A 19,005-nucleotide genomic window follows, 5' to 3' on the forward strand; every position below is an offset into this window, starting at 1 on the left:
CCCGGCTACGGTTTGCCGCCGAATCCGAAGGCCACGTAATCCCGCAGATAGGCGCGCTTCGCCGCGCCCCGCAGTTTCTGATCGTCAAGGAAATCCGGAAACCGCTCGGGCGCGGGCGGATCGACGGGGCCGTTCACCCCGGCCGAGCTGGCGAGCCAGGGCAGATCGCGGGCCAGTTCCTCTTCGCGCAGAACCATGTCGGGCGCGCCAAATCGGGAAAATCCGGCCAGCAATTCGGACTGGCTCGCCCAGCCGGGATGGACCGGCAGCGAGGTCTGGCCATTCAGGTTGCGACGCAGGAAATCCAGGAAGGCGTCGAATAGCTCGACCCTGCGCGTGTCCGTCAGGTCTGCAAGTTCGGGATCGGGCGGCAGGGCGACGCGATGGATCTCGCGCAGGGTTTGCCGCAATTCCGGGTTCGATTGTTTCAGCATCGTCTCAAAGGCGCGCCATGCCCGGTAAAGCGGATGACGTAGAACGGTGAAGCTGCGGTGACCGGCATGGTCGCGCTTCCATTGCCGCAACTCATTCTGGTTCACGTCAGATCGCGCCGCACCGAATCCCCGCAGCCAGGCGCTCACGCGCTCGGTCGGGCCGCCGCGCATGGGCATGAAAATCAGCCCCCTGCCCGCCTCGCAAATCTGGAACGATGGGACGGCAGGACCCCGGCGGGGTTCGAAATTCGGGATCTTGCGCAGCATGAACGGATCAAGCCGGGCAAGAGATGCCTCCATCTCGGCGAAATTCGTCACCTTGTCGGAGAGTTCGCGCGGGTTTTGCGGCACCTGATCGCTCGCGGGTTCGACCCGTTCCAGATCGGTGCGGCCCAGCCAATGCAGAAGCCCCGTCATCACCCCCACGTCGCGAAGATCCTCGTAACCGAGCCAGAAAGCCGATTGCCCGCTGACCTGCAAACGGTGCTGCACCTTGAGATGGAATTCCTCGACCTCGGAGGTGACCTGCCGGAATTCCTCGACATCGAAATGCGTGGCGGCGGGGATCGGGGTCTCGGTCTCGTTCAGCTTCCACTGGTTGGTGGCCCGCGCCAATGCGGTCGAAACGAAGCTTTCCACCGGATTGCGCGTCAGGACGATCTTGGCGCAGGACCGGTCATCCATGATCGCGTCAAAGACCCGCGGATCGTGATCGTGGAAATAGCGAAACCCCGGCAGATGGTTGGGTTTGTCAAAGATCGCGCGCAGCAGGACCATCGGATCGGCATCACGCTCGGCCTTGCTGACGCCCTTCAACTCGTCCTTGTCGGGCCAGCCCATCATGTAGGGGTTGAAGGCCTCGCCGAAACAGGTGACGCGTTTGAGCCCGTTCAGCGTGGCTTCGAGCAGGTTCGAGCCCGTCCGCATCTCGGCAAAGATCACGAAGCGCGAAAACCCTGGCTGCATCAGATCCGGTCCCTTGTCATCGCGGCGTCGGCCGCAGGAAAATCGCCCATGAGTTGCGGTTTCAGCCCGGCATTGCGCAGGCGCTGCAAGAACCGCCCCATGCCGGCAATCTCGCGCATCTGCGGCAGGTTTGCAGCCGCTTCCGGATCACCCCCGAGTTCGCGCAGGACATTGCGCAGGATGCCCGCAGGTCTTGCGCAGAAATCGCCCAGATCCCAGATCCCCGTCCGCGCCTTGAGCCAGACCGAGTTCAGGACCTCGATCTGGGCCAGTTCGATCCTTTGCAGTCGTGCGGCGGCCCTGCGGATATCGTCAAAGGGCATCCCGGAATGCAAGAGCGGCACCGCCCAGGCCCCGGTGATCACAAGGATGCGGGCATTCGGGTCTGTCGCCATGAACCAGTTCAGGCTTTGCGCGTCGCGCGGGCTGAACTGCATCACCTGCATCCGGCCCGAGATGCGGATCAGGTTCGAGATGAAGCCGCGTGGATCGAGATCGCGCAGGGCGGCACTGTCCGAGAGCCCGCCGGGTCCGATCTCGCCCCGGCCGAGGAACTCGACCCGCTCGGCTGCCATGACATGGCCATGCACATCCGCATCTATCCGCTCCGAAAGCCAGCTTTCGAAATCGGGGAACAGGTCCGAAAATCCCTGCATCACCACATAAGGCCCCGAGGTCTTGCCGTTTTCCTTGTCCCGGAGCGGGAAGCGGCTCTGCATGTAGAGCCCGGGCCGACCCAGCCTTCTGCGTGCCACCGCTTGGGAAAAGATGCGTTCGACCCGCTCGGGCTGGGGCTCGGCGGGCGAAGGCTCGCCCTGCAGCGGGCGCGGGAAATGCGACAAGAGCGCGGATGCCTCGGGCCAGATCTTGCGCGCCACGAAGCAGCGCGATTCCTCGAGCAACTGCCGGTGGTCATTGTAGAATACATAGGGCTTGCCCTGTTCGTCGAACTTGGCAAGCGTTAGGGAGCGGCTTTCGATCCGGGTCGAATGGCGCCGCACAAGGGTCTGGAAATAGCTCTCGTCGGGGATCCAGACATGATTGAAATACCGGTCGAACTCGTCGCGGCGGTGATCGGTCAGGATGCTGTTCAGGGTAGGCCGGGTCAGACACCACCATTGCGAGCCCAGATGGGGAACCAGCCCATCCGGAATGCGCCGGGACAGGTTCCAGCGCCGCTGGAGATCGACCAGCCGGTCGAACAGCTTCTTGTTGCGGCGAAAGCCGATCGGAAAGCGCAGGGTAAAGCGCTCCTCGTTCAGCCCGCCCATGGTCCAACCCACATCCTCGGCCGTGACGCTCTCGATGAAATCCCGGTTGGGATGCTGTGCCAAAAAAGCCAGCAGATCCGCCACGGGCCGCAAGGGCAGGCATGTCCCAGAGACGACCATGACATGGGTCACGTCCTCGAACCGGTCCAGCATCAGTTCGGCCGCGTCCAGCGTCGCCCGGACCAGGCTGAACCGGCCCCATTCGCAGGCCTGACGCCGTGAAAAGACGATGTCGCCATGCGCGGCCAGATCGCTGCGCATGGTCGCCACCTCATCGGCATGGACCTTGGCGTCGATATGGACGACAAGCGCCGCCCCGCCCCTCGCCCAGATCTCGGCCATGCGCGTCGCGAGCGGCAAGGCGGTATGACACAGCATGATGATGCCAAGGCGGGGGCCGCCGGCCTGTTGCTGCGGGCTGGCCGCAATCTCGAACGGGCGCTGGTTCATGCCCAATTCCCCTTCGAGATCAGCCCGAGATCCTCGAGTTGGCGCCAGCCCTCGTAGCGGCGCGATTCCGGGCACCAGAAATCCTGCGCCTGGTTCAAACCCGAATGATAGGCCATGTATTCCTGACTGTCCGCATAATGCTGGCGACGCTCCAGTTCCTCGGCGGATTTGCCGACGAAGGTCGAAAGAAACTTGGCATGTAGCAGACAGCCCGAAGCCTTTTCGCCGCCATCCTCATCATAGACGACATTCAGCGATCGCGGCAGTAGCATATGCGTCGAACTGGCATAGGCATAGCCGCGCTCCCAGCGCACCAGCGGGATCTTGTTCAGCGCCGGGCTCTTTTCAGGCTCGTCCCGGAAAAACACGCGGCTTCTCGGTCCGCCCTGAATCCACAGATTGGTATATTCCGCATTCTTGCGGATCGTGTAATTCGCCGGGTCGAACCAGGCCGCGATCTGGAACGGATCCTGCCCCTCGCGATAGGATTGCTCGTCCAGCCCTCCCTTGGGATACATGTCGAGCAGCATCGCGGAAAAAGATTTGATCGCCGAGGCATCCAGCCAATCCGTCAGCGCCCTGAGCGGGCGGGTATCGTGATGCGGATAGACCAGGAACTCGTCGGGATCGACGGTCAGGCACCAATGCCCGCGCCCATAGCGGAACAGCAGCCAGTTCAGCCAATCCATGCCGAAGCGCGAATCCTTGTAACTGGCATTCGTCGTCCAAAGCGAGACATCTGGCTCTTGGGCCAGATATTCGGCACCGCCATCGGTCGAGCCATTGTCGACGATCAGGAAATGCTGGACACCTTTCTGGCGATAGTAATCCAGAAAATAGGGCAGCCGGACCTTTTCGTTCCGCATCGACATGAACAGCAGGATGTCCCGGCCGCGAATGCGTTTCGTACGGTCAGAGATCGGCCTGAGCCGATGGCGACGCCGGATCGCCCGCGCCAGAAGCCATTGTCGGCGGGCGCGAAGGCGGAACTTTCTGCGAAACGTCCTGAAAATTCGCGACACGGTCATTCTTCGCTATTTTCGAGTGGCATATCCCGGCAGCTGGCGGGCACGCAATCCTTCGATCACGCAACCGCGCACAAGATCGAAATGTGATTGCCATTGGGGCACAGTCAGCGGCGAAAGCCGCAGCGGCAGCGCGCCTGCAAGCAACGACACCGAGCCCGCCCAGGCCCGGTGATCGTCGGCAGAGAGGTAGCGCGCATAATCGCCCAAAATCTCGCGTGCGACGGGCAATGGGCTGCAGATCACAGGTACGCCACGTGCTGCCGCTTCGGTCAGCGGCAGGCCGAATCCCTCGGCACGGCTGGGCATCAGCAAGGCATGGCAACGATCAAGCAGCGCCGCGACTGCAGCGTCGTCGAGCCCGGAAAGCTCGCGCACCGCGCCATTCGGTGCAAGGCGGTCTAGGCGGGCGAATGTCTCGTGGTTCTCCCAGCCCCGGCGGCCGATGATGAAAAGGCGTGGCAGACGGGCAGCGGGAAGCCTTCGGGCCAGTTCTTCCCATGCATCGAGCAGCAGCGCATGATTCTTGCGGGGTTCGATCGTTCCCAGTGTCACGAAGAAGGGCCGCGACAGGTCCAGCCCCTCTGGCAGCCCTGAGGGATCGGGCGGCACGAGCCGCGTTCCGATGGGCGCTGTCGTCACGGCGGCCGTCTCGGCAAGATGCAATGCCTTGCGCCAGCGGATGAGATCGGCGCGGCTCGCCTCTGAAATGCTGAGCAGCCCGTCAGCCTGCGAGACCGAGCCCGCGAAGCGTTCGCGAAATCTTTCGGACTGGCCCTTGCGCGTGAATTCCGGGTGGTCCAGCGGGATCGTGTCATGGATCATCAGAACACGCAGCAAGGGATCAAGCCTTGCCCAGAGCCGCTTGTCCAGATTGCTATGGCCGACATTCAGATAGGCGAGGTCCGGACCCATTCGCCGAAGGGCTTCGTCGGCGATCCCCCGCCCGGTCCGGTCGCTCGTCAAGAGCGCCATCTCTCGAAGAAGCGGCTCTGCACGCATCGCGGCGCTGGTTCTGCCACGCCAGCGGTCGAGCATCGCCGCCTTGGGCAGATCGGCCATATCGCCGTCCAGCCATTGCCGGATCCTGTCACCTGCATGGGCCGGAAGCAGCAATTGTGCCCGTCGGGCGCGGGCCAGCAAAAGATGGGGGGTCGCGGTAACGGAAAGATGAGCCAGCCATTCCGCCTCGACTCGGTCGATTCCGGTGGCTGGCCCTCGTCCCAGGCGCGAGATCAGGCGCGATACATCCAGCAGGAACGCCGGTTCAGCGCTCATATCCGCCGTTCTGGTGCCAGCGCCAGGCGTCCGCGATCATCTGCGGCAGCGTCGAGCGCGCGGGGGTCCAGCCCAGGACCGAGATCGCCTTTTCGCTGCCCGAGACCAGCTTGACGGCGTCGCCTCCTCGACGGGGCCCCTCGATCATCGGAACCGGGCGATTGGTGACATGACGCGAGTGATCGATGACCTCACGCACCGAGAAACCGTTCCCGGTCCCCAGGCAGAACACCTCCTGGGTGCCGTCCGGAACCTGTCCGCCCAGCAGATGCTTGAGGCCCAGCACATGCGCATCGACCAAATCCATGACATGGACATAATCGCGGATGCATGTCCCGTCCGCCGTCGGATAGTCGGTGCCATGGATGGTCAGCGCGTCCCGCTTGCCGTCGATCGCGTCGAGGATCAGCGGAATGAGATGGGTCTCGGGCTGATGAAACTCGCCCACTTCGCCCTCGGGATCGGCACCCGCCACGTTGAAATAACGGAAAATCACCGAGCGCAGCCCGTCCGAGGCGCCGAAATCACGCAGCATGTCCTCGATCGCGCGCTTGCTCGCGCCATAGGCGTTCAAGGGCGTCTGCGCCGTCCCTTCGTCCAGCACGACCCCATCATGATCGCCATAGGTCGCGCAGGTCGAGGAAAAGACGAAGTTGCGAATGCCTGCGGCCAGCGCCGCCTCGATCAGGTTGAGCGAGGCCGAGACATTCCCGCGCCAGTATTTTCCCGGCTCGCGCATCGCCTCACCCACCTGGCTCAGCGCCGCGAAATGCATCACCGCAACCGGCTTGTGACGGGACAGCACCTCGTCGAGCCGCGCGCGATCCATCAGATCGCCCTGCTCAAAGGGCCCGAATCTGACGGCATCCTGCCAGCCGGTGCAGAGATTGTCATAAGTGACCGGGATGAACCCGGCATTGCGCAGCGCCTTGCAGGCATGCGAGCCGATATAGCCCGCGCCGCCCGTCACCAGAACCGTTTGAGACATTTATTCGGCGGCCTTCCGGATCGACATCACATCGGCCAGATATTCGCCGAACTCATCCTTGAGTTCTTCGCGCGCGAGGCCGAAGGCGACCGTTGCTTGCAGGAAACCCGCCTTGGAGCCACAATCGAACCGCTGGCCGCGGAAGCGCAGGCCAAAGACATCGCGGCCTTCCTCGATCTCATCCGCGATCGCATCGGTTAACTGGATCTCGCCGCCCGCACCCTGTTTGAGCTTGTTGAGGTTTTCCATCACGCTCGGGGCAAGGATGTAGCGCCCGATCACCGCGAGGTTCGAGGGCGGGTTCTCCTTGGGCTTCTCGACCATGCCGCGGGCGCGGACGATCGCGCCCATATCCTCGGCCACGTCGAGCACGCCATAGGATTTGGTCTTTTCCATCGGGACTTCCATCGTGGCAACCATGGTGCCCCCGGTTTCCTGATAGGCCTCGATCATCTGCTGCAGGCATGGCGGCTCGCCCATGATCACGTCATCGGTCAGGATTACCGCAACCGCTTCGTCATGAACCAGGCGCCGCGCGCACCAGACCGCGTGGCCCAACCCAAGCGCCTTGTGCTGTCGGACATAAGCAATTGCTCCGGAATCCATATTGGTCGAGCGCAGCAATTCCAGCAGATCAATCTTGCCGGATTTCTTCAGACTGGATTCCAATTCATGCGAATGATCGAAATAATCCTCGAGCGCACCCTTGCCGCGCGAGGTGACAAAGATGAATTCCTCGATCCCTGCGGCGCGCGCCTCGTCAATGGCATATTGAATCAGGGGACGGTCAACCAAGGTCATGATCTCCTTGGGAACGCTTTTGGTCGCCGGCAAAAAGCGGGTTCCCAATCCTGCGACGGGGAAGATTGCCTTTGTTACTTTGCGACTCATGGATCTGGTCTCCTGATTTCTGCCCGGTCCGGCAACATTATCGCCCTTTGTCGACGGTTGCACAACAACACCCAATAACGCGGAGCAGTTAGACATGTTTCCGATAAAATCTTCTGTGGCAAGAAGAACCGGCAGTTTTCCGCACAGTCAACGCTGCAATGCAGCAAAATGTACATATTCCCGTTCCGCACGCTGCTCCCGTGACAAGAGCATGACCGTCGGATCGCCCGGAAGCGAGCTGCCCCATACCCCGCCGACCTGCTCCCACCAGCCCTCGGGCCGCAGGACCCGACGATGCGGCAGAAAGCTTGGCGAAAAGAGGATAATCGCGACCGGTTGACCGTCGGCCACGGCCCGCGCCGCCCTTTCCCGAAGCCGAGCGGCTTGCCAGTGCCAACCAGACAGGAACAAGGCAGACGCGCGGCGCGACGAAATCGGCAAAAGCGGCGGCGGCTCGTCCCTGTCCCATATCGGCACGGGGGGCGGGCCGGCGGACCGGGCCTCGTTCATTCCCTGCTCAAGGCTCGCAAGGATGGGCGCGACACGAAACGGATCCAGCCGTCCGGCAACCATTTGCCGCAAAAGGCGCTTGCGCTGCGCATCGGCCAGCCAAGCGACCGATCCGCCATGCCTTGCCGCGAAAAAACAGGTCGAGCGACCGATGGCGCGCAGATCATGAGGAACGCCGACCGCAGCGCGCGACGCGCCGGGCGCCAGGCCATGAACCACCTCGGCTGCGGGGACCACCGCCGTCAGCCCGTCCGGCCGATGACGCGCCAGGCGCATATTCACGTCGCTTTCGTCCAGGTGATAGGCAAATGCCGGGTCGAATCCCCCGATCTCGACAAGGGACGACCTTCGGAAGGCGCAATTCGTGCCAAGCGTGCTGACCGGATTGCCACGCTCGGGGGGCAGCAGCCGCGTTTCGGTCAGCTCGATCGGATAGCAGCGGCCTGAAGGCGTGATCCGCTCGGCGCGGACCTGCCAGGAAAGGCCATCTGGACCCCGCGTGAAGCCAGTGGCCGCGACAACCCGCAGGTCGACAAAAGGCGCGCAAAGCGCCCTCACCCAGCCCGGTCCGGCCACCGCATCGTCGTCGATGAAAAGCACGATCTCGCCCGCCGCCCGAGCCAGTCCCGCATTGCGGGCCGCCGAGATGTTCGGCAGGTCGAAGCTGACTCGCTTGAGGTCAAGATCAGGGCGGGTGCCGACAGCATCTGGATCCGCGACCAGCACCACCTCGAAACACGGATGGTCCTGCCGTGTCAGGGCCGCAAGGCAGCGGCTCAGCTCAAGCGGCCGGTGGCGCGAGACGATGACGACCGAAGCCGACAGCGCCTCGGCCCCGCCATTCATCACGCAATGCCCATGCGCTGCATCATTGCCTCGAGTTTGGGGACGTCAGAGGGGTTGTTGAGCTCCCAGAACTCACGGCCCCGCGCCTCGACTTCGACGCAGAGCACCTTTCGGCCACGTTCGAGAAAACGAAGCTGTTCGAGCCCTTCGAGGGATTCCAGCCGGCCTTCGTCCCAGGTCGCATAAGCGGCCAGCGCTTCGGGACGATAGGCATAAACCCCGACATGGTGAAAGACCGGCGTCGGGTCGCTTGGGCCGAACTCGGCGGCAGCGAAAGGTATCACTTCCTTTGAGAAGTAAAGCCCGCGCCGGTCATGGCCGAAAACTGCCGTCGTCCCGCCGACACGCCCCGCCACGCGATCGGCGATCAGTTCCGAGCGCATCGCGCCAGAGCAACGCAGCACGGGGGTCGCGACATCGGCCCCGGCATCCTCGCGCAGACCGCGGACCAGCTCTTCGACAAACCATGCCGGCGTGAGGGGAGCGTCGCCCTGAAGGTTCACGACGAGTTCGGGGCAGATGCCCAGATTGGCGACCGCCTCGGCGCAGCGCTCGGTGCCGTTGCGCGCGGTGGTCGAGGTCATGGCGACCTCGGCCCCGAAGGCCTCGGCATGGTCGCGGATGCGGGCATCGTCGGTCGCGACAATGACGCGGTCCACCCCAGCGACCTCGCGGGCCGCCTGCCAGCTGCGCCGGATCAGACTGAGCCCTTCGCCGGTCGCACCGCGCAATTCGACGAGCGGCTTGCCGGGATAGCGGGTCGAGGCGTGACGCGCCGGGATGACGATGACGACAGACATTCTCAGTTCAGCCTTTATGTTTCAGTTCTTGACCAGCAGCACGCCCGGCGCGAAGGCGATGAAAAAGGGATTCTCAAAGCCCGGCTTGCCGTATGTCAGCGCGGAATGGTCGTCAAATCGCACCACCTCGCCGCCCGCACCGCGCAACACCGCGTCCCCGGCGGCCGTGTCCCATTCCATCGTCCGGCCGAGCCGCGGATAGAGATCCGCCTCACCCGTGGCAACGAGACAGAATTTCAGCGACGATCCCGCCGAGGTCATGTCTCGCACGGCATAACGGTTGATATAGTCATCGGTGGCCGCGTCGCGATGGGATTTCGAGGCCACCACCATGAGGCCGCGATTATCAGGCATGGAGTTGACGCCGATGGCATGGACTTCGCCCGGCTTTTCGCCAAACGGACCCTTCTCCTCGACCGCACCGCCATTTGCCGTGGTATAGAACAGCCTGCCCTTGGCTGGAGCATAGACCACGCCAAGCTTGGGCACGCCATCGACCACATAGGCAATGTTGACCGTGAAATCCCCGCGCCGCTGCACGAATTCCTTTGTGCCATCGAGCGGATCGACGATCAGAAAGGTCGAAAGACTTTGGCCATGGGTGGCGGCCTGTTCCTCGGTCACCAGCGGAATATCGGGAAAGGCCGCGCGCAACCCCTCCGAGATCAGCGCATCCGCAGCCTCGTCGGCCTCGGTCACCGGCGAGGCGTCGGATTTCGCCCGGACCTCGAAATCCTCGGCGTCATAGATGCGCATGATCTCGTCCCCCGCCTTCAGGGCGAGGCGACGCATCTCGGTAATCATTTGATGAAACGGCATTGGCTTTCCCTTTGTGCAGGGTGTGCAGAACGATTGAAGGCGATACCCGGTTTTCTTATGATGCCACAGAAATCGCGGGGCAAGCGCCGCAACCTCATGTTCCCGTATCAGAGGCAAAGATGTTCGTACAGCGTCGCAACCGCAACATGCTTGAGGCCGCATTCACGACCTTTGCGCTGATCTACCATGTCACGGTCAACAATCTGCGCAAGCAAGAGCGCAATCCGATCATCGGGCTGGTGATGACCGTTTTGCGCGGCGTCACGATGATTGCGGGCTTCTACCTTTTCTATGCCATTCTGGGCATTCGCGGCTCGCCCATCCGTGGCGATTTCGTGCTTTATATCATGTCCGGCATCTTCATGTTCCAGACCCATACGACGGCGATCGGCGCGGTCGCGGGGGCCGGCAGTCCCATCAACAACATGACAAAGCACGATCCGCTGAACACCGCGGTGCTGATGTCGGCGGCCGCGCTTGCCGCGCTGTATCGGCAGACGATCGCGGCCTTTACCATCCTGGCGATCTATCACTATTTCATCGAGCCGGTTCACATTGAAAAGCCGATTGCCTGCTACGGGCTGCTGTTGCTTTCCTGGTTCAGCGGCTGCTGCATCGGCCTGCTGTTTCTGTCGCTGCGAGTCTGGTGGCCGCAAGGCGGATTGGTCGCGACGAATGTCTATCAGCGCCTGAACTTGGTCTTTTCGGGCAAAATGTTCGTGGCCAATACCCTGTCCACAGCAATGCTGCATACGTTCTCGTGGAACCCATTGTTTCACATCATAGATCAGACACGTGGCGTAGCCTTTATCAACTATTCGCCGCGCAATTCCTCGCTGACCTATCCGCTTTACTGCATGGCAGCGCTTTTGATGATCGGCCTGATGGCCGAGTTCGTGACGCGGAAATCCATTTCGGTCAGTTCGCTGGCCGGGCGCTGACCTCGGCCTTCGGATAGATAAAATCGCGTCCGATCGGCCCGAATTCAATCTTCTGCGCTGCTTGCAGGCGGTTTCGGGCCTTCCTATATAGCCCCAAGAGTTTGGAGGGCATGTCCTCCGGTCAATCCAGGGATCGGGCTTCGGGTGCCTCTTGAGGACCTGAGACCCATGAAATCGCCGCAAGAAAGGTTATTGAATGTCTAAAGTCATCGGCATCGACCTCGGAACCACGAATAGCTGCGTCGCCATCATGGACGGCAGCCAGCCGAAGGTCATCGAGAATTCGGAAGGCGCACGCACCACGCCGTCCATCGTCGGTTTCACCGATAGCGAACGTCTCGTCGGCCAGCCGGCCAAGCGCCAGGCAGTCACGAACCCGTCGAATACCGTCTTCGCCGTCAAGCGCCTGATCGGCCGCCGCACCACTGACGCAGAAGTCGAAAAAGACAAGAAACTCGTCCCCTATAACATTGTCGATGGCGGCAATGGCGACGCATGGGTCGAGGTCCGTGGCGAGAAATACTCGCCGAGCCAAGTTTCCGCCTTCATCCTGCAAAAGATGAAGGAAACCGCCGAATCCTATCTGGGCGAGCCGGTCACGCAGGCCGTCATCACGGTTCCGGCCTATTTCAACGACGCCCAGCGTCAGGCGACGAAAGACGCCGGCAAGATCGCGGGCCTCGAGGTTTTGCGCATCATCAACGAGCCGACCGCCGCCGCACTGGCCTATGGCCTCGACAAGAAAGATTCGAAAACCATCGCCGTCTATGACCTTGGCGGGGGTACCTTCGACATCACCATTCTGGAAATTGACGACGGCCTCTTCGAAGTGAAATCGACCAACGGGGACACGTTCCTCGGCGGCGAAGACTTCGACATGCGCATCGTCAACTACCTCGCCGACGAGTTCAAGAAAGAGCACGGCGTCGACCTGACCAAGGACAAGATGGCCCTCCAGCGCCTGAAAGAGGCCGCCGAGAAAGCCAAGATCGAACTGTCCAGCTCGTCGCAGACCGAGATCAACCAGCCGTTCATCTCGATGGACAAGGACTCGGGCACGCCGCTGCACATGGTCATGAAACTGACCCGCGCCAAGCTGGAAAGCCTCGTCGCAGACCTGATCAAGCGCACCATCAAGCCGGTGCAGGACGCGCTGAAGGATGCGGGTCTGTCGAAAGGCGATATCGACGAGATCGTTCTCGTCGGCGGCATGACCCGGATGCCGAAAGTCATCGAAGCGGTCAGCGAATATTTCGGCAAAGAGCCCCATAAAGGCGTGAACCCGGATGAAGTCGTGGCGCTTGGCGCGGCCATCCAGGCCGGCGTGTTGCAAGGCGACGTCAAGGACGTGGTCCTGCTCGACGTGACGCCCCTGTCGCTGGGCATCGAGACGCTTGGCGGCGTCTTCACCCGCCTGATCGACCGCAACACCACCATCCCGACCAAGAAGTCGCAGATCTTCTCGACCGCCGAGGACAACCAGAACGCCGTCACCATCCGCGTCTTCCAGGGTGAGCGCGAAATGGCTGCCGACAACAAGCTGCTCGGCCAGTTCAACCTCGAGGACATCCCGCCGGCCCCGCGCGGCATGCCGCAGATCGAGGTGACCTTCGACATCGACGCCAACGGCATCGTGTCCGTCAGCGCCAAGGATAAAGGCACCGGCAAAGAGCAGAACATCACGATCCAGGCTTCGGGCGGTCTGACCGACGAGGATATCGAGAAGATGGTCCGCGACGCCGAAGCCAATGCCGAGGCCGACAAGCAGCGCAAGGAACTGGTCGAAGCCCGCAACCAGGCCGAAAGCCTGATCCACTCGACCAAGAAATCGCTGGAAGAGCATGGCGACAAGGTCGACGGCTCGACCGTCGAAGTCATCGAGCTCGCCATCGGTGCGCTGGAAGATTCGCTCAAGACCGACGATGCCGGCAAGATCAAGGGCGGCATCCAGAACCTGATGGACGCCTCGATGAAGCTCGGCGAGGCGATCTACAAAGCCAGCCAGACTGAGGGCGGCGAAACCGGTGCGGCCGAGAATGAGCGGGCGCGTGACGATGACGACATCGTTGATGCCGATTTCGAAGACCTCGGCGAAAACAAGCGTAAGTAAGCGCATGTAACCCCAACGGCCGGCCCGCAGCGCAAGAATCGCGCGGGCCGGCTTTCTCTTGAAGGACCCCGGACGCGATCGACATGGCGAAACGTGACTATTACGAAGTGCTGGGCGTGACTCGGGGCGCCTCGGCCGACGAGATCAAAAAAGCCTATCGCACCAAGGCAAAACAGCTTCACCCCGACCGGAACAAGGACTGCAAGGTCTCGGAGGAATCGTTCAAGGAAGTGAACGAGGCCTATGACTGCCTGAAGGACGACCAGAAAAAAGCCGCCTATGACCGTTTCGGCCATGCCGCCTTTGAAAATGGCGGCGGCGGTTTCTCGCGTGGCGGCAATGGCCAAGGCGATTTCGGCTCGGCTTTTGCCGATGTCTTCGAGGATCTCTTTGGCGACATGATGGGTCGCCGCGGCGGCAATGGCGGCGGGCGCTCGCGGGCGAGCCGCGGCCAAGATCTGCGCTACAACCTGCGCGTCACGCTGGAAGACGCTTTTACCGGCGCGCAGAAGACCATCAACGTGCCCGGCTCGGTCGCTTGCGGCTCGTGCAAGGGCACCGGCGCCGAAGGCGCGGTCGAGCCGACCACCTGTCCGACCTGCTCGGGCATGGGTCAGGTCCGCGCGAGCCAGGGCTTCTTCACCGTCGAGCGCACCTGTCCGACCTGTAACGGTCAGGGCCAGATCGTCAAGAATCCCTGCAAGGAATGCCGCGGCGCGGGCCGGATCGAGAAAGAGCGCACGCTCTCGGTCAATATTCCGGCAGGCGTCGAGACCGGGACCCGCATTCGCCTTGCCGGCGAGGGCGAGGCCGGGATGCGCGGTGGCCCCTCGGGCGATCTCTATATCTTCATCGAGGTCAAGGACCACGCGATCTTCATCCGCGACGGGCGCATGCTCGCCTGTCAGGTTCCGGTCAGCATGGTCACGGCCTCGCTGGGCGGAGAGATCGAGGTTCCGACCATCGATGGCGGGCGGTCGCGCGTCAAAGTGCCGCCGGGCACGCAATCGGGCAAGCAGTTGCGCCTGCGTGGCAAGGGCATGCCGCCCTTGCGCCACGGGCCGGGGATGAATGGCGAAGCCGGAGATATGCTGATTGAACTCGCGGTCGAAACGCCGGTCAACCTGACTGCCCGTCAACGGGACATCCTGCGCGAATTCGAGGCGATTCAAGCCGATAACAGCCCCCAGACCCAAGGCTTCTTCCAGAAGATCAAGGGCTTTTGGGACGAGATGAAGGGCTGAGAATGACAGCGACGGGCCGGATTAACGGCCCGTTTACCGCCAGGATGGCAGATTGCGGGCATGAGCCCGAATCGCGCCTTTCACGAAGCCCCCTTGCCGCTTTTCACCGCGGCAGAGCCCCTGCATGCCGATGACGAGGCAGGACTGGCCGCGATTCCCGCAGGTCGGCTGCCCAGCTATCTGTCCGACCATCGCAAAAGGCTGCGCGAGCGCTTCATTCAGGGCGGGCCCGAGGCCATGCCCGATTACGAATTGCTCGAACTTGTCCTGTTTCGCGCGATCCCCCGGCAGGATGTGAAACCCTTGGCCCGGCTTCTGATCACGCATTTCGGCGATTTCAACCGCGTGCTTTCAGCCCCCATCCAACGACTCGGCAAGGTCCAAGGGGTCGGCCCCGCCGTCATCCAGGAACTCAAGATCGTCGCCGCGGCGGCGCAGCGTCTCGCCCGCTCGCGGGTGATGCACCGCCCCGTGCTGACCAGTTGGGACGCGCTGCTCGACTATTGTCACACGGCCATGGCGCATCGCGAGATCGAGCAGTTCCGCGTCCTCTATCTCGACCGCAAGAATGTGCTGATCGCGGATGAAGAGCAGGCGCGGGGAACGGTGGACCATGTCCCGGTCTATCCCCGCGAGATCATGCGCCGGGCCCTGGAACTGTCGGCCAGCGCACTGATCCTTGTCCACAACCATCCCTCGGGGGATCCGACGCCGTCACAGGCCGATATTTCGATGACCGGACGGATCGCTGCCGCGGCCGAGGTCATGGGAATCACTATTCACGACCATCTCATCATCGGAAAGTCGCGCGAACTGAGTTTTCGCGCCGAGGGGCTTTTGTGAGCCCGGCCACGCGCCCGAGCGTCGCGAAACGTCCTGACCCGCAGCGAAAATCCCACACATTGGCCGGGTTGCGACAAGGGGGCTTCCCCCCCGCGCTAGACTGACAAAAAATTGACCGCTACAAACCCGCGAGGGAGGGGGAAGTGACGATCACGGCCCCACTCTGTCGTATCGCCCCTTTTTCGGGGCAAGAATGGAGATCAGACCCGTGTCCCACGCAGACGACCACGCAGGAGACAGCGGTGCCACCCGGAGGGACTTCCTCTATTTCGCGACCGCCGGTGCCGGCACCGTCGCGGCCGGCGCTGCCGCCTGGACCCTTGTCAACCAGATGAACCCCTCGGCCGACGTCCAGGCGCTCGCCTCGATCCAGGTCGATGTCAGCGGCGTCGAGACCGGCACGCAGCTTACGGTCAAATGGCTGGGCAAACCCGTGTTCATCCGCCGCCGGACCGAATCCGAGATCCAGCAGGCTCGCGAAGTCGAACTTGGCCAGCTCATCGACCAAAGCGCCGAGAATGAGAACAAACCCAACGAGCCCGCGCTGGACCAGAACCGCACGCTGGACGAGGCCGGCGAATGGCTGGTGATGCTGGGTGTCTGCACCCATCTGGGCTGCGTGCCGATCGGCGATGGCGCAGGCGATTTCGGCGGCTGGTTCTGTCCCTGCCACGGCTCGCATTACGATACGGCGGGACGCATCCGCAAAGGCCCGGCGCCGCAGAACCTGCATATCCCCGTCGCCGCCTTCGTCAACGAAACCACCATCCAACTGGGCTGAGGAGGCGCATATGGCCGGAATTCCCCACGACCATTACGAGCCGAAATCGGCACCCGAGAAATGGCTGCACCGTCGTCTGCCGATCATCAGCCTGCTTTATGACACGATCCTGATCCCGACCCCCAAGAACCTGAACTGGTGGTGGATCTGGGGCATCGTGCTGGCTTTCTGCCTCGTGTTGCAGATCGCGACCGGCATCGTGCTGGTGATGCATTACACGCCGCATGTCGATCTGGCCTTCGCCTCGGTCGAACATATCATGCGCGACGTGAATGGCGGGTATATGCTGCGCTATCTTCATGCAAACGGCGCGTCTTTGTTCTTCTTCGCCGTCTATATCCACATCTTCCGCGGGCTCTATTACGGCAGCTACAAGGCCCCGCGCGAGGTCACCTGGATCGTTGGCATGCTGATCTATCTGATGATGATGGGCACTGCCTTCATGGGCTATGTGCTGCCCTGGGGACAGATGTCCTTCTGGGGCGCGACCGTCATCACCGGCCTGTTCGGTGCGATTCCCGGCATCGGCCAGTCGATCCAGACCTGGCTTCTGGGCGGACCGGCGGTCGACAATGCGACGCTCAACCGGTTTTTCTCGCTGCATTACCTGCTGCCTTTCGTGATCGCGGCCCTGGTCGTCGTCCATATCTGGGCCTTCCACACCACCGGCAACAACAACCCTTCCGGGGTCGAGGTGCGCCGCACGTCGAAAGAGGAAGCCAAGAAGGACACCCTGCCCTTCTGGCCCTATTTCGTGATCAAGGATTTCGTCGGCCTCGCGATCGTTCTGGTGATCTTCTTCGCGGTCGTCGGCTTCATGCCGAACTATCTGGGCCACCCCGACAACTATACCGAGGCAAACCCGCTCGCGACGCCCGCACATATCGTGCCGGAATGGTATTTCCTGCCCTTCTACGCGATCCTGCGGGCCTTCACCGCCGATGTCTGGGCGGTGCAGCTGGTGAACTGGCTGTCCTTCGGCATCATCGACGCCAAGTTCTTTGGCGTGTTGGCGATGTTCGGTGCCATTTTGGTGATGGCGCTCGTGCCTTGGCTCGACACGTCGCGCGTGCGCTCGGGTCGGTTCCGGCCGCTGTTCAAATGGTGGTTCTGGATCCTCGCCGTCGACTTCGTCGTGCTGATGTGGGTCGGCGCCATGCCTGCCGAGGGGATCTATCCCTATATCGCGCTGGCCGGAGCGGCCTATTGGTTCGCCTATTTCCTGGTGATCCTTCCTCTCCTCGGCATTATCGAGAAGCCTGAACCGATGCCATCGACCATCGAGGAAGACTTCGACGCCCATTACGGCGCCAAAACCCATCCTGCCGAGTAAGGAGAGGCAACAATGACCCTGAGAAACCCGTCGCTCACGGCTGTTGCGCTGACCCTTGCCTTGGCAGGGGGCGCCGTGGCGCAGGACGCATCGACCGCGCCCGGCACCAGCGCGCCGGCCGGATCAAGCTATCACAGCGGCACGGCGACCGACACGGCAGCCGGCATCCCGGCCCCCGCCGCGCCGTCCCCCGCTGGGGCTGCGGTCACCGCGACCCCGGCCCCCGAGCCTGCCACGGAACCGGCACCGGCACCGCAGGCAGCGCCTGAGGCCCCCGTTGCCGAGACCGCAGCACCGGCGGCTGCGGTCGAAGCCGAAGCCCCTGCCGCAACGACCGAAGCACCGGTCCCGGCGACCGAGCCGCCCGCAGCAGAGGCCGAGGCCCCTGCTGCGGCATCCGAGCCGATGACCGCCGAAACGGAGGCAACCGCCCCGGCACAGCCCGCTCCGGAGGTGCCTGCCGAGGCTGCGTCTGCCGCGGAGCAACCCGCTCCGGCCTCTGAAGCCGCGCCCGCGGAAGCCCCGGCTGCGGCCGAACCGGCCCCTGCCGAGTCCGGCGAGGCCGCAGCGGCGGAGGAAAGCAGCGCCGAGGCCGCGCATGACCCGGCCGCTGGCGCACATGAAGAGGCTGCGGCGGGTCATGCCGCGCCGCATATCGAGGATATTTCCTTCAGCTTCGAGGGGCCGTTTGGCAGCTATGACCAGTTCCAGCTGCAACGCGGCCTGCAGGTCTATACCGAGGTCTGCTCGGCCTGTCACGGTTTGCGCTATGTGCCGCTTCGCACATTGGGCGATGCCGGCGGTCCGGGCCTGCCCGAGGATCAGGTTCGCGCCTATGCCGCGGGACTGGACATCACCGATGCCGAAACCGGCGAAGATCGGCCCCGTGCGCCGACCGACCATTTCCCCACCGTTTCGGGCGAGGGCATGGGACCGGACCTCTCGCTGATGGCCAAGGCCCGGGCGGGCTTTCATGGCCCCTACGGCACCGGCATCTCGCAGCTTTTCCGCGGCATAGGCGGGCCGGAATATATCCACGCCCTTCTGGCCGGCTATGACGGAGAAACCAAGGAGGAGGCAGGCAGCACCTTCTATCACAATGCCGCCTTTGCCTCGGGCTGGATCAAGATGCCCCCGCCCCTGAGCGACGGACAAGTCACCTACGAGGACGGGACTGAGGCGACGGTCGATCAGATGGCGCGCGATGTCTCCGCCTTCCTGATGTGGACCGCAGAGCCCAAGATGATGGACCGCAAGCAGGTGGGCATGGTCTCGGTGCTGTTCCTGATCGTTCTGGCCTCGCTGCTCTATCTGACGAACAAGAAACTGTGGTGGCCCATCAAGCACGGGCGCAAGCCCGACTGATCTGCCGCAAATGCCTTTGAGACGCGCCCTTCGGGGCGCGTCCTTCATTTCCGCCGCTGGACAAATCCGGCGGCCCCGGGCCAGATAGCGGGCCAGACCAGGGGAAACGG

General features: G+C 62.9%; 15 protein-coding genes and 1 pseudogene. 7 read left to right on the forward strand and 9 right to left on the reverse strand.

Features of this window, described 5'->3' with window-relative positions; all coding sequences use genetic code 11:
- Window positions 1-5: 5 nt before the first annotated feature.
- The 9 genes from ESZ60_RS05730 to cysQ form a co-directional block, all read right to left on the reverse strand.
- The gene (locus ESZ60_RS05730) at window positions 6-1,400 is read right to left on the reverse strand and encodes a sulfotransferase (protein WP_245155588.1); all 1,395 of its coding nucleotides are present in this window, start codon (window positions 1,398-1,400) and stop codon (window positions 6-8) included.
- A complete protein-coding gene (locus tag ESZ60_RS05735) occupies window positions 1,400-3,121 on the reverse strand; it encodes a beta-1,6-N-acetylglucosaminyltransferase (RefSeq protein ID WP_245155589.1) in 1,722 nt (573 codons plus the stop codon). The genes ESZ60_RS05730 and ESZ60_RS05735 overlap by 1 nt, the downstream gene beginning before the upstream one ends.
- On the reverse strand, window positions 3,118-4,149 hold the full coding sequence (locus tag ESZ60_RS05740; protein WP_134679472.1) for a glycosyltransferase family 2 protein: 1,032 nt from the start codon (window positions 4,147-4,149) through the stop codon (window positions 3,118-3,120). The genes ESZ60_RS05735 and ESZ60_RS05740 overlap by 4 nt, the downstream gene beginning before the upstream one ends.
- 6 nt (window positions 4,150-4,155) lie before the next feature.
- Window positions 4,156-5,424 (reverse strand): glycosyltransferase family 4 protein, encoded by a 1,269-nt coding sequence (locus tag ESZ60_RS05745; RefSeq protein ID WP_134679473.1) that lies wholly within the window; start codon window positions 5,422-5,424, stop codon window positions 4,156-4,158.
- Entirely contained in the window at window positions 5,414-6,412 is a 999-nt protein-coding gene (gene galE / locus ESZ60_RS05750; RefSeq protein WP_134679474.1) for a UDP-glucose 4-epimerase GalE, read from the reverse strand. The genes ESZ60_RS05745 and galE overlap by 11 nt, the downstream gene beginning before the upstream one ends.
- Complete coding sequence (locus tag ESZ60_RS05755) at window positions 6,413-7,303, reverse strand: UTP--glucose-1-phosphate uridylyltransferase (protein ID WP_134679475.1); 891 nt, start codon at window positions 7,301-7,303, stop codon at window positions 6,413-6,415.
- A gap of 147 nt (window positions 7,304-7,450) precedes the next feature.
- Window positions 7,451-8,659 carry a glycosyltransferase family 2 protein gene (locus ESZ60_RS05760; protein ID WP_134679634.1) on the reverse strand — a complete coding sequence of 403 codons (1,209 nt, stop codon included), beginning with the start codon at window positions 8,657-8,659 and terminating at the stop codon, window positions 7,451-7,453.
- Window positions 8,659-9,459, reverse strand: a complete 801-nt coding sequence (locus tag ESZ60_RS05765) for a 3-deoxy-manno-octulosonate cytidylyltransferase (protein WP_134679476.1) — start codon at window positions 9,457-9,459, stop codon at window positions 8,659-8,661. The genes ESZ60_RS05760 and ESZ60_RS05765 overlap by 1 nt, the downstream gene beginning before the upstream one ends.
- Before the next feature lie 21 nt (window positions 9,460-9,480).
- Window positions 9,481-10,278, reverse strand: coding sequence for a 3'(2'),5'-bisphosphate nucleotidase CysQ (gene cysQ, locus ESZ60_RS05770; RefSeq protein WP_134679477.1), 798 nt, complete (start codon window positions 10,276-10,278; stop codon window positions 9,481-9,483).
- Window positions 10,279-10,397: 119 nt separating this feature from the next.
- Here cysQ and ESZ60_RS05775 point away from each other — a divergent pair, with 119 nt between their 5' ends.
- The 7 genes and pseudogenes from ESZ60_RS05775 to ESZ60_RS21770 form a co-directional block, all read left to right on the forward strand.
- Window positions 10,398-11,219: an ABC transporter permease gene (locus ESZ60_RS05775; protein ID WP_134679478.1), complete on the forward strand. Its 822-nt coding sequence runs from the start codon at window positions 10,398-10,400 to the stop codon at window positions 11,217-11,219.
- A gap of 196 nt (window positions 11,220-11,415) precedes the next feature.
- Window positions 11,416-13,329 (forward strand): molecular chaperone DnaK, encoded by a 1,914-nt coding sequence (gene dnaK, locus ESZ60_RS05780; protein WP_134679479.1) that lies wholly within the window; start codon window positions 11,416-11,418, stop codon window positions 13,327-13,329.
- Window positions 13,330-13,412: 83 nt separating this feature from the next.
- The gene (gene dnaJ / locus ESZ60_RS05785) at window positions 13,413-14,573 is read left to right on the forward strand and encodes a molecular chaperone DnaJ (protein ID WP_134679480.1); all 1,161 of its coding nucleotides are present in this window, start codon (window positions 13,413-13,415) and stop codon (window positions 14,571-14,573) included.
- Between the two features lie 60 nt (window positions 14,574-14,633).
- Complete coding sequence (gene radC / locus ESZ60_RS05790) at window positions 14,634-15,416, forward strand: RadC family protein (protein WP_134679481.1); 783 nt, start codon at window positions 14,634-14,636, stop codon at window positions 15,414-15,416.
- Between the two features lie 208 nt (window positions 15,417-15,624).
- Window positions 15,625-16,197, forward strand: coding sequence for a ubiquinol-cytochrome c reductase iron-sulfur subunit (gene petA / locus ESZ60_RS05795; protein ID WP_209021246.1), 573 nt, complete (start codon window positions 15,625-15,627; stop codon window positions 16,195-16,197).
- 10 nt (window positions 16,198-16,207) lie between these two features.
- Window positions 16,208-17,530, forward strand: a complete 1,323-nt coding sequence (gene petB, locus ESZ60_RS05800; RefSeq protein ID WP_134679483.1) for a cytochrome b — start codon at window positions 16,208-16,210, stop codon at window positions 17,528-17,530.
- Window positions 17,531-18,160: 630 nt separating this feature from the next.
- Window positions 18,161-18,895, forward strand: a pseudogene (locus ESZ60_RS21770) (cytochrome c1); the annotation flags it as partial.
- Window positions 18,896-19,005: the final 110 nt, after the last annotated feature.

It is taken from the genome of Paracoccus ravus, from assembly GCF_004522175.1.
GTDB classification, from domain to species: domain Bacteria; phylum Pseudomonadota; class Alphaproteobacteria; order Rhodobacterales; family Rhodobacteraceae; genus Paracoccus; species Paracoccus ravus.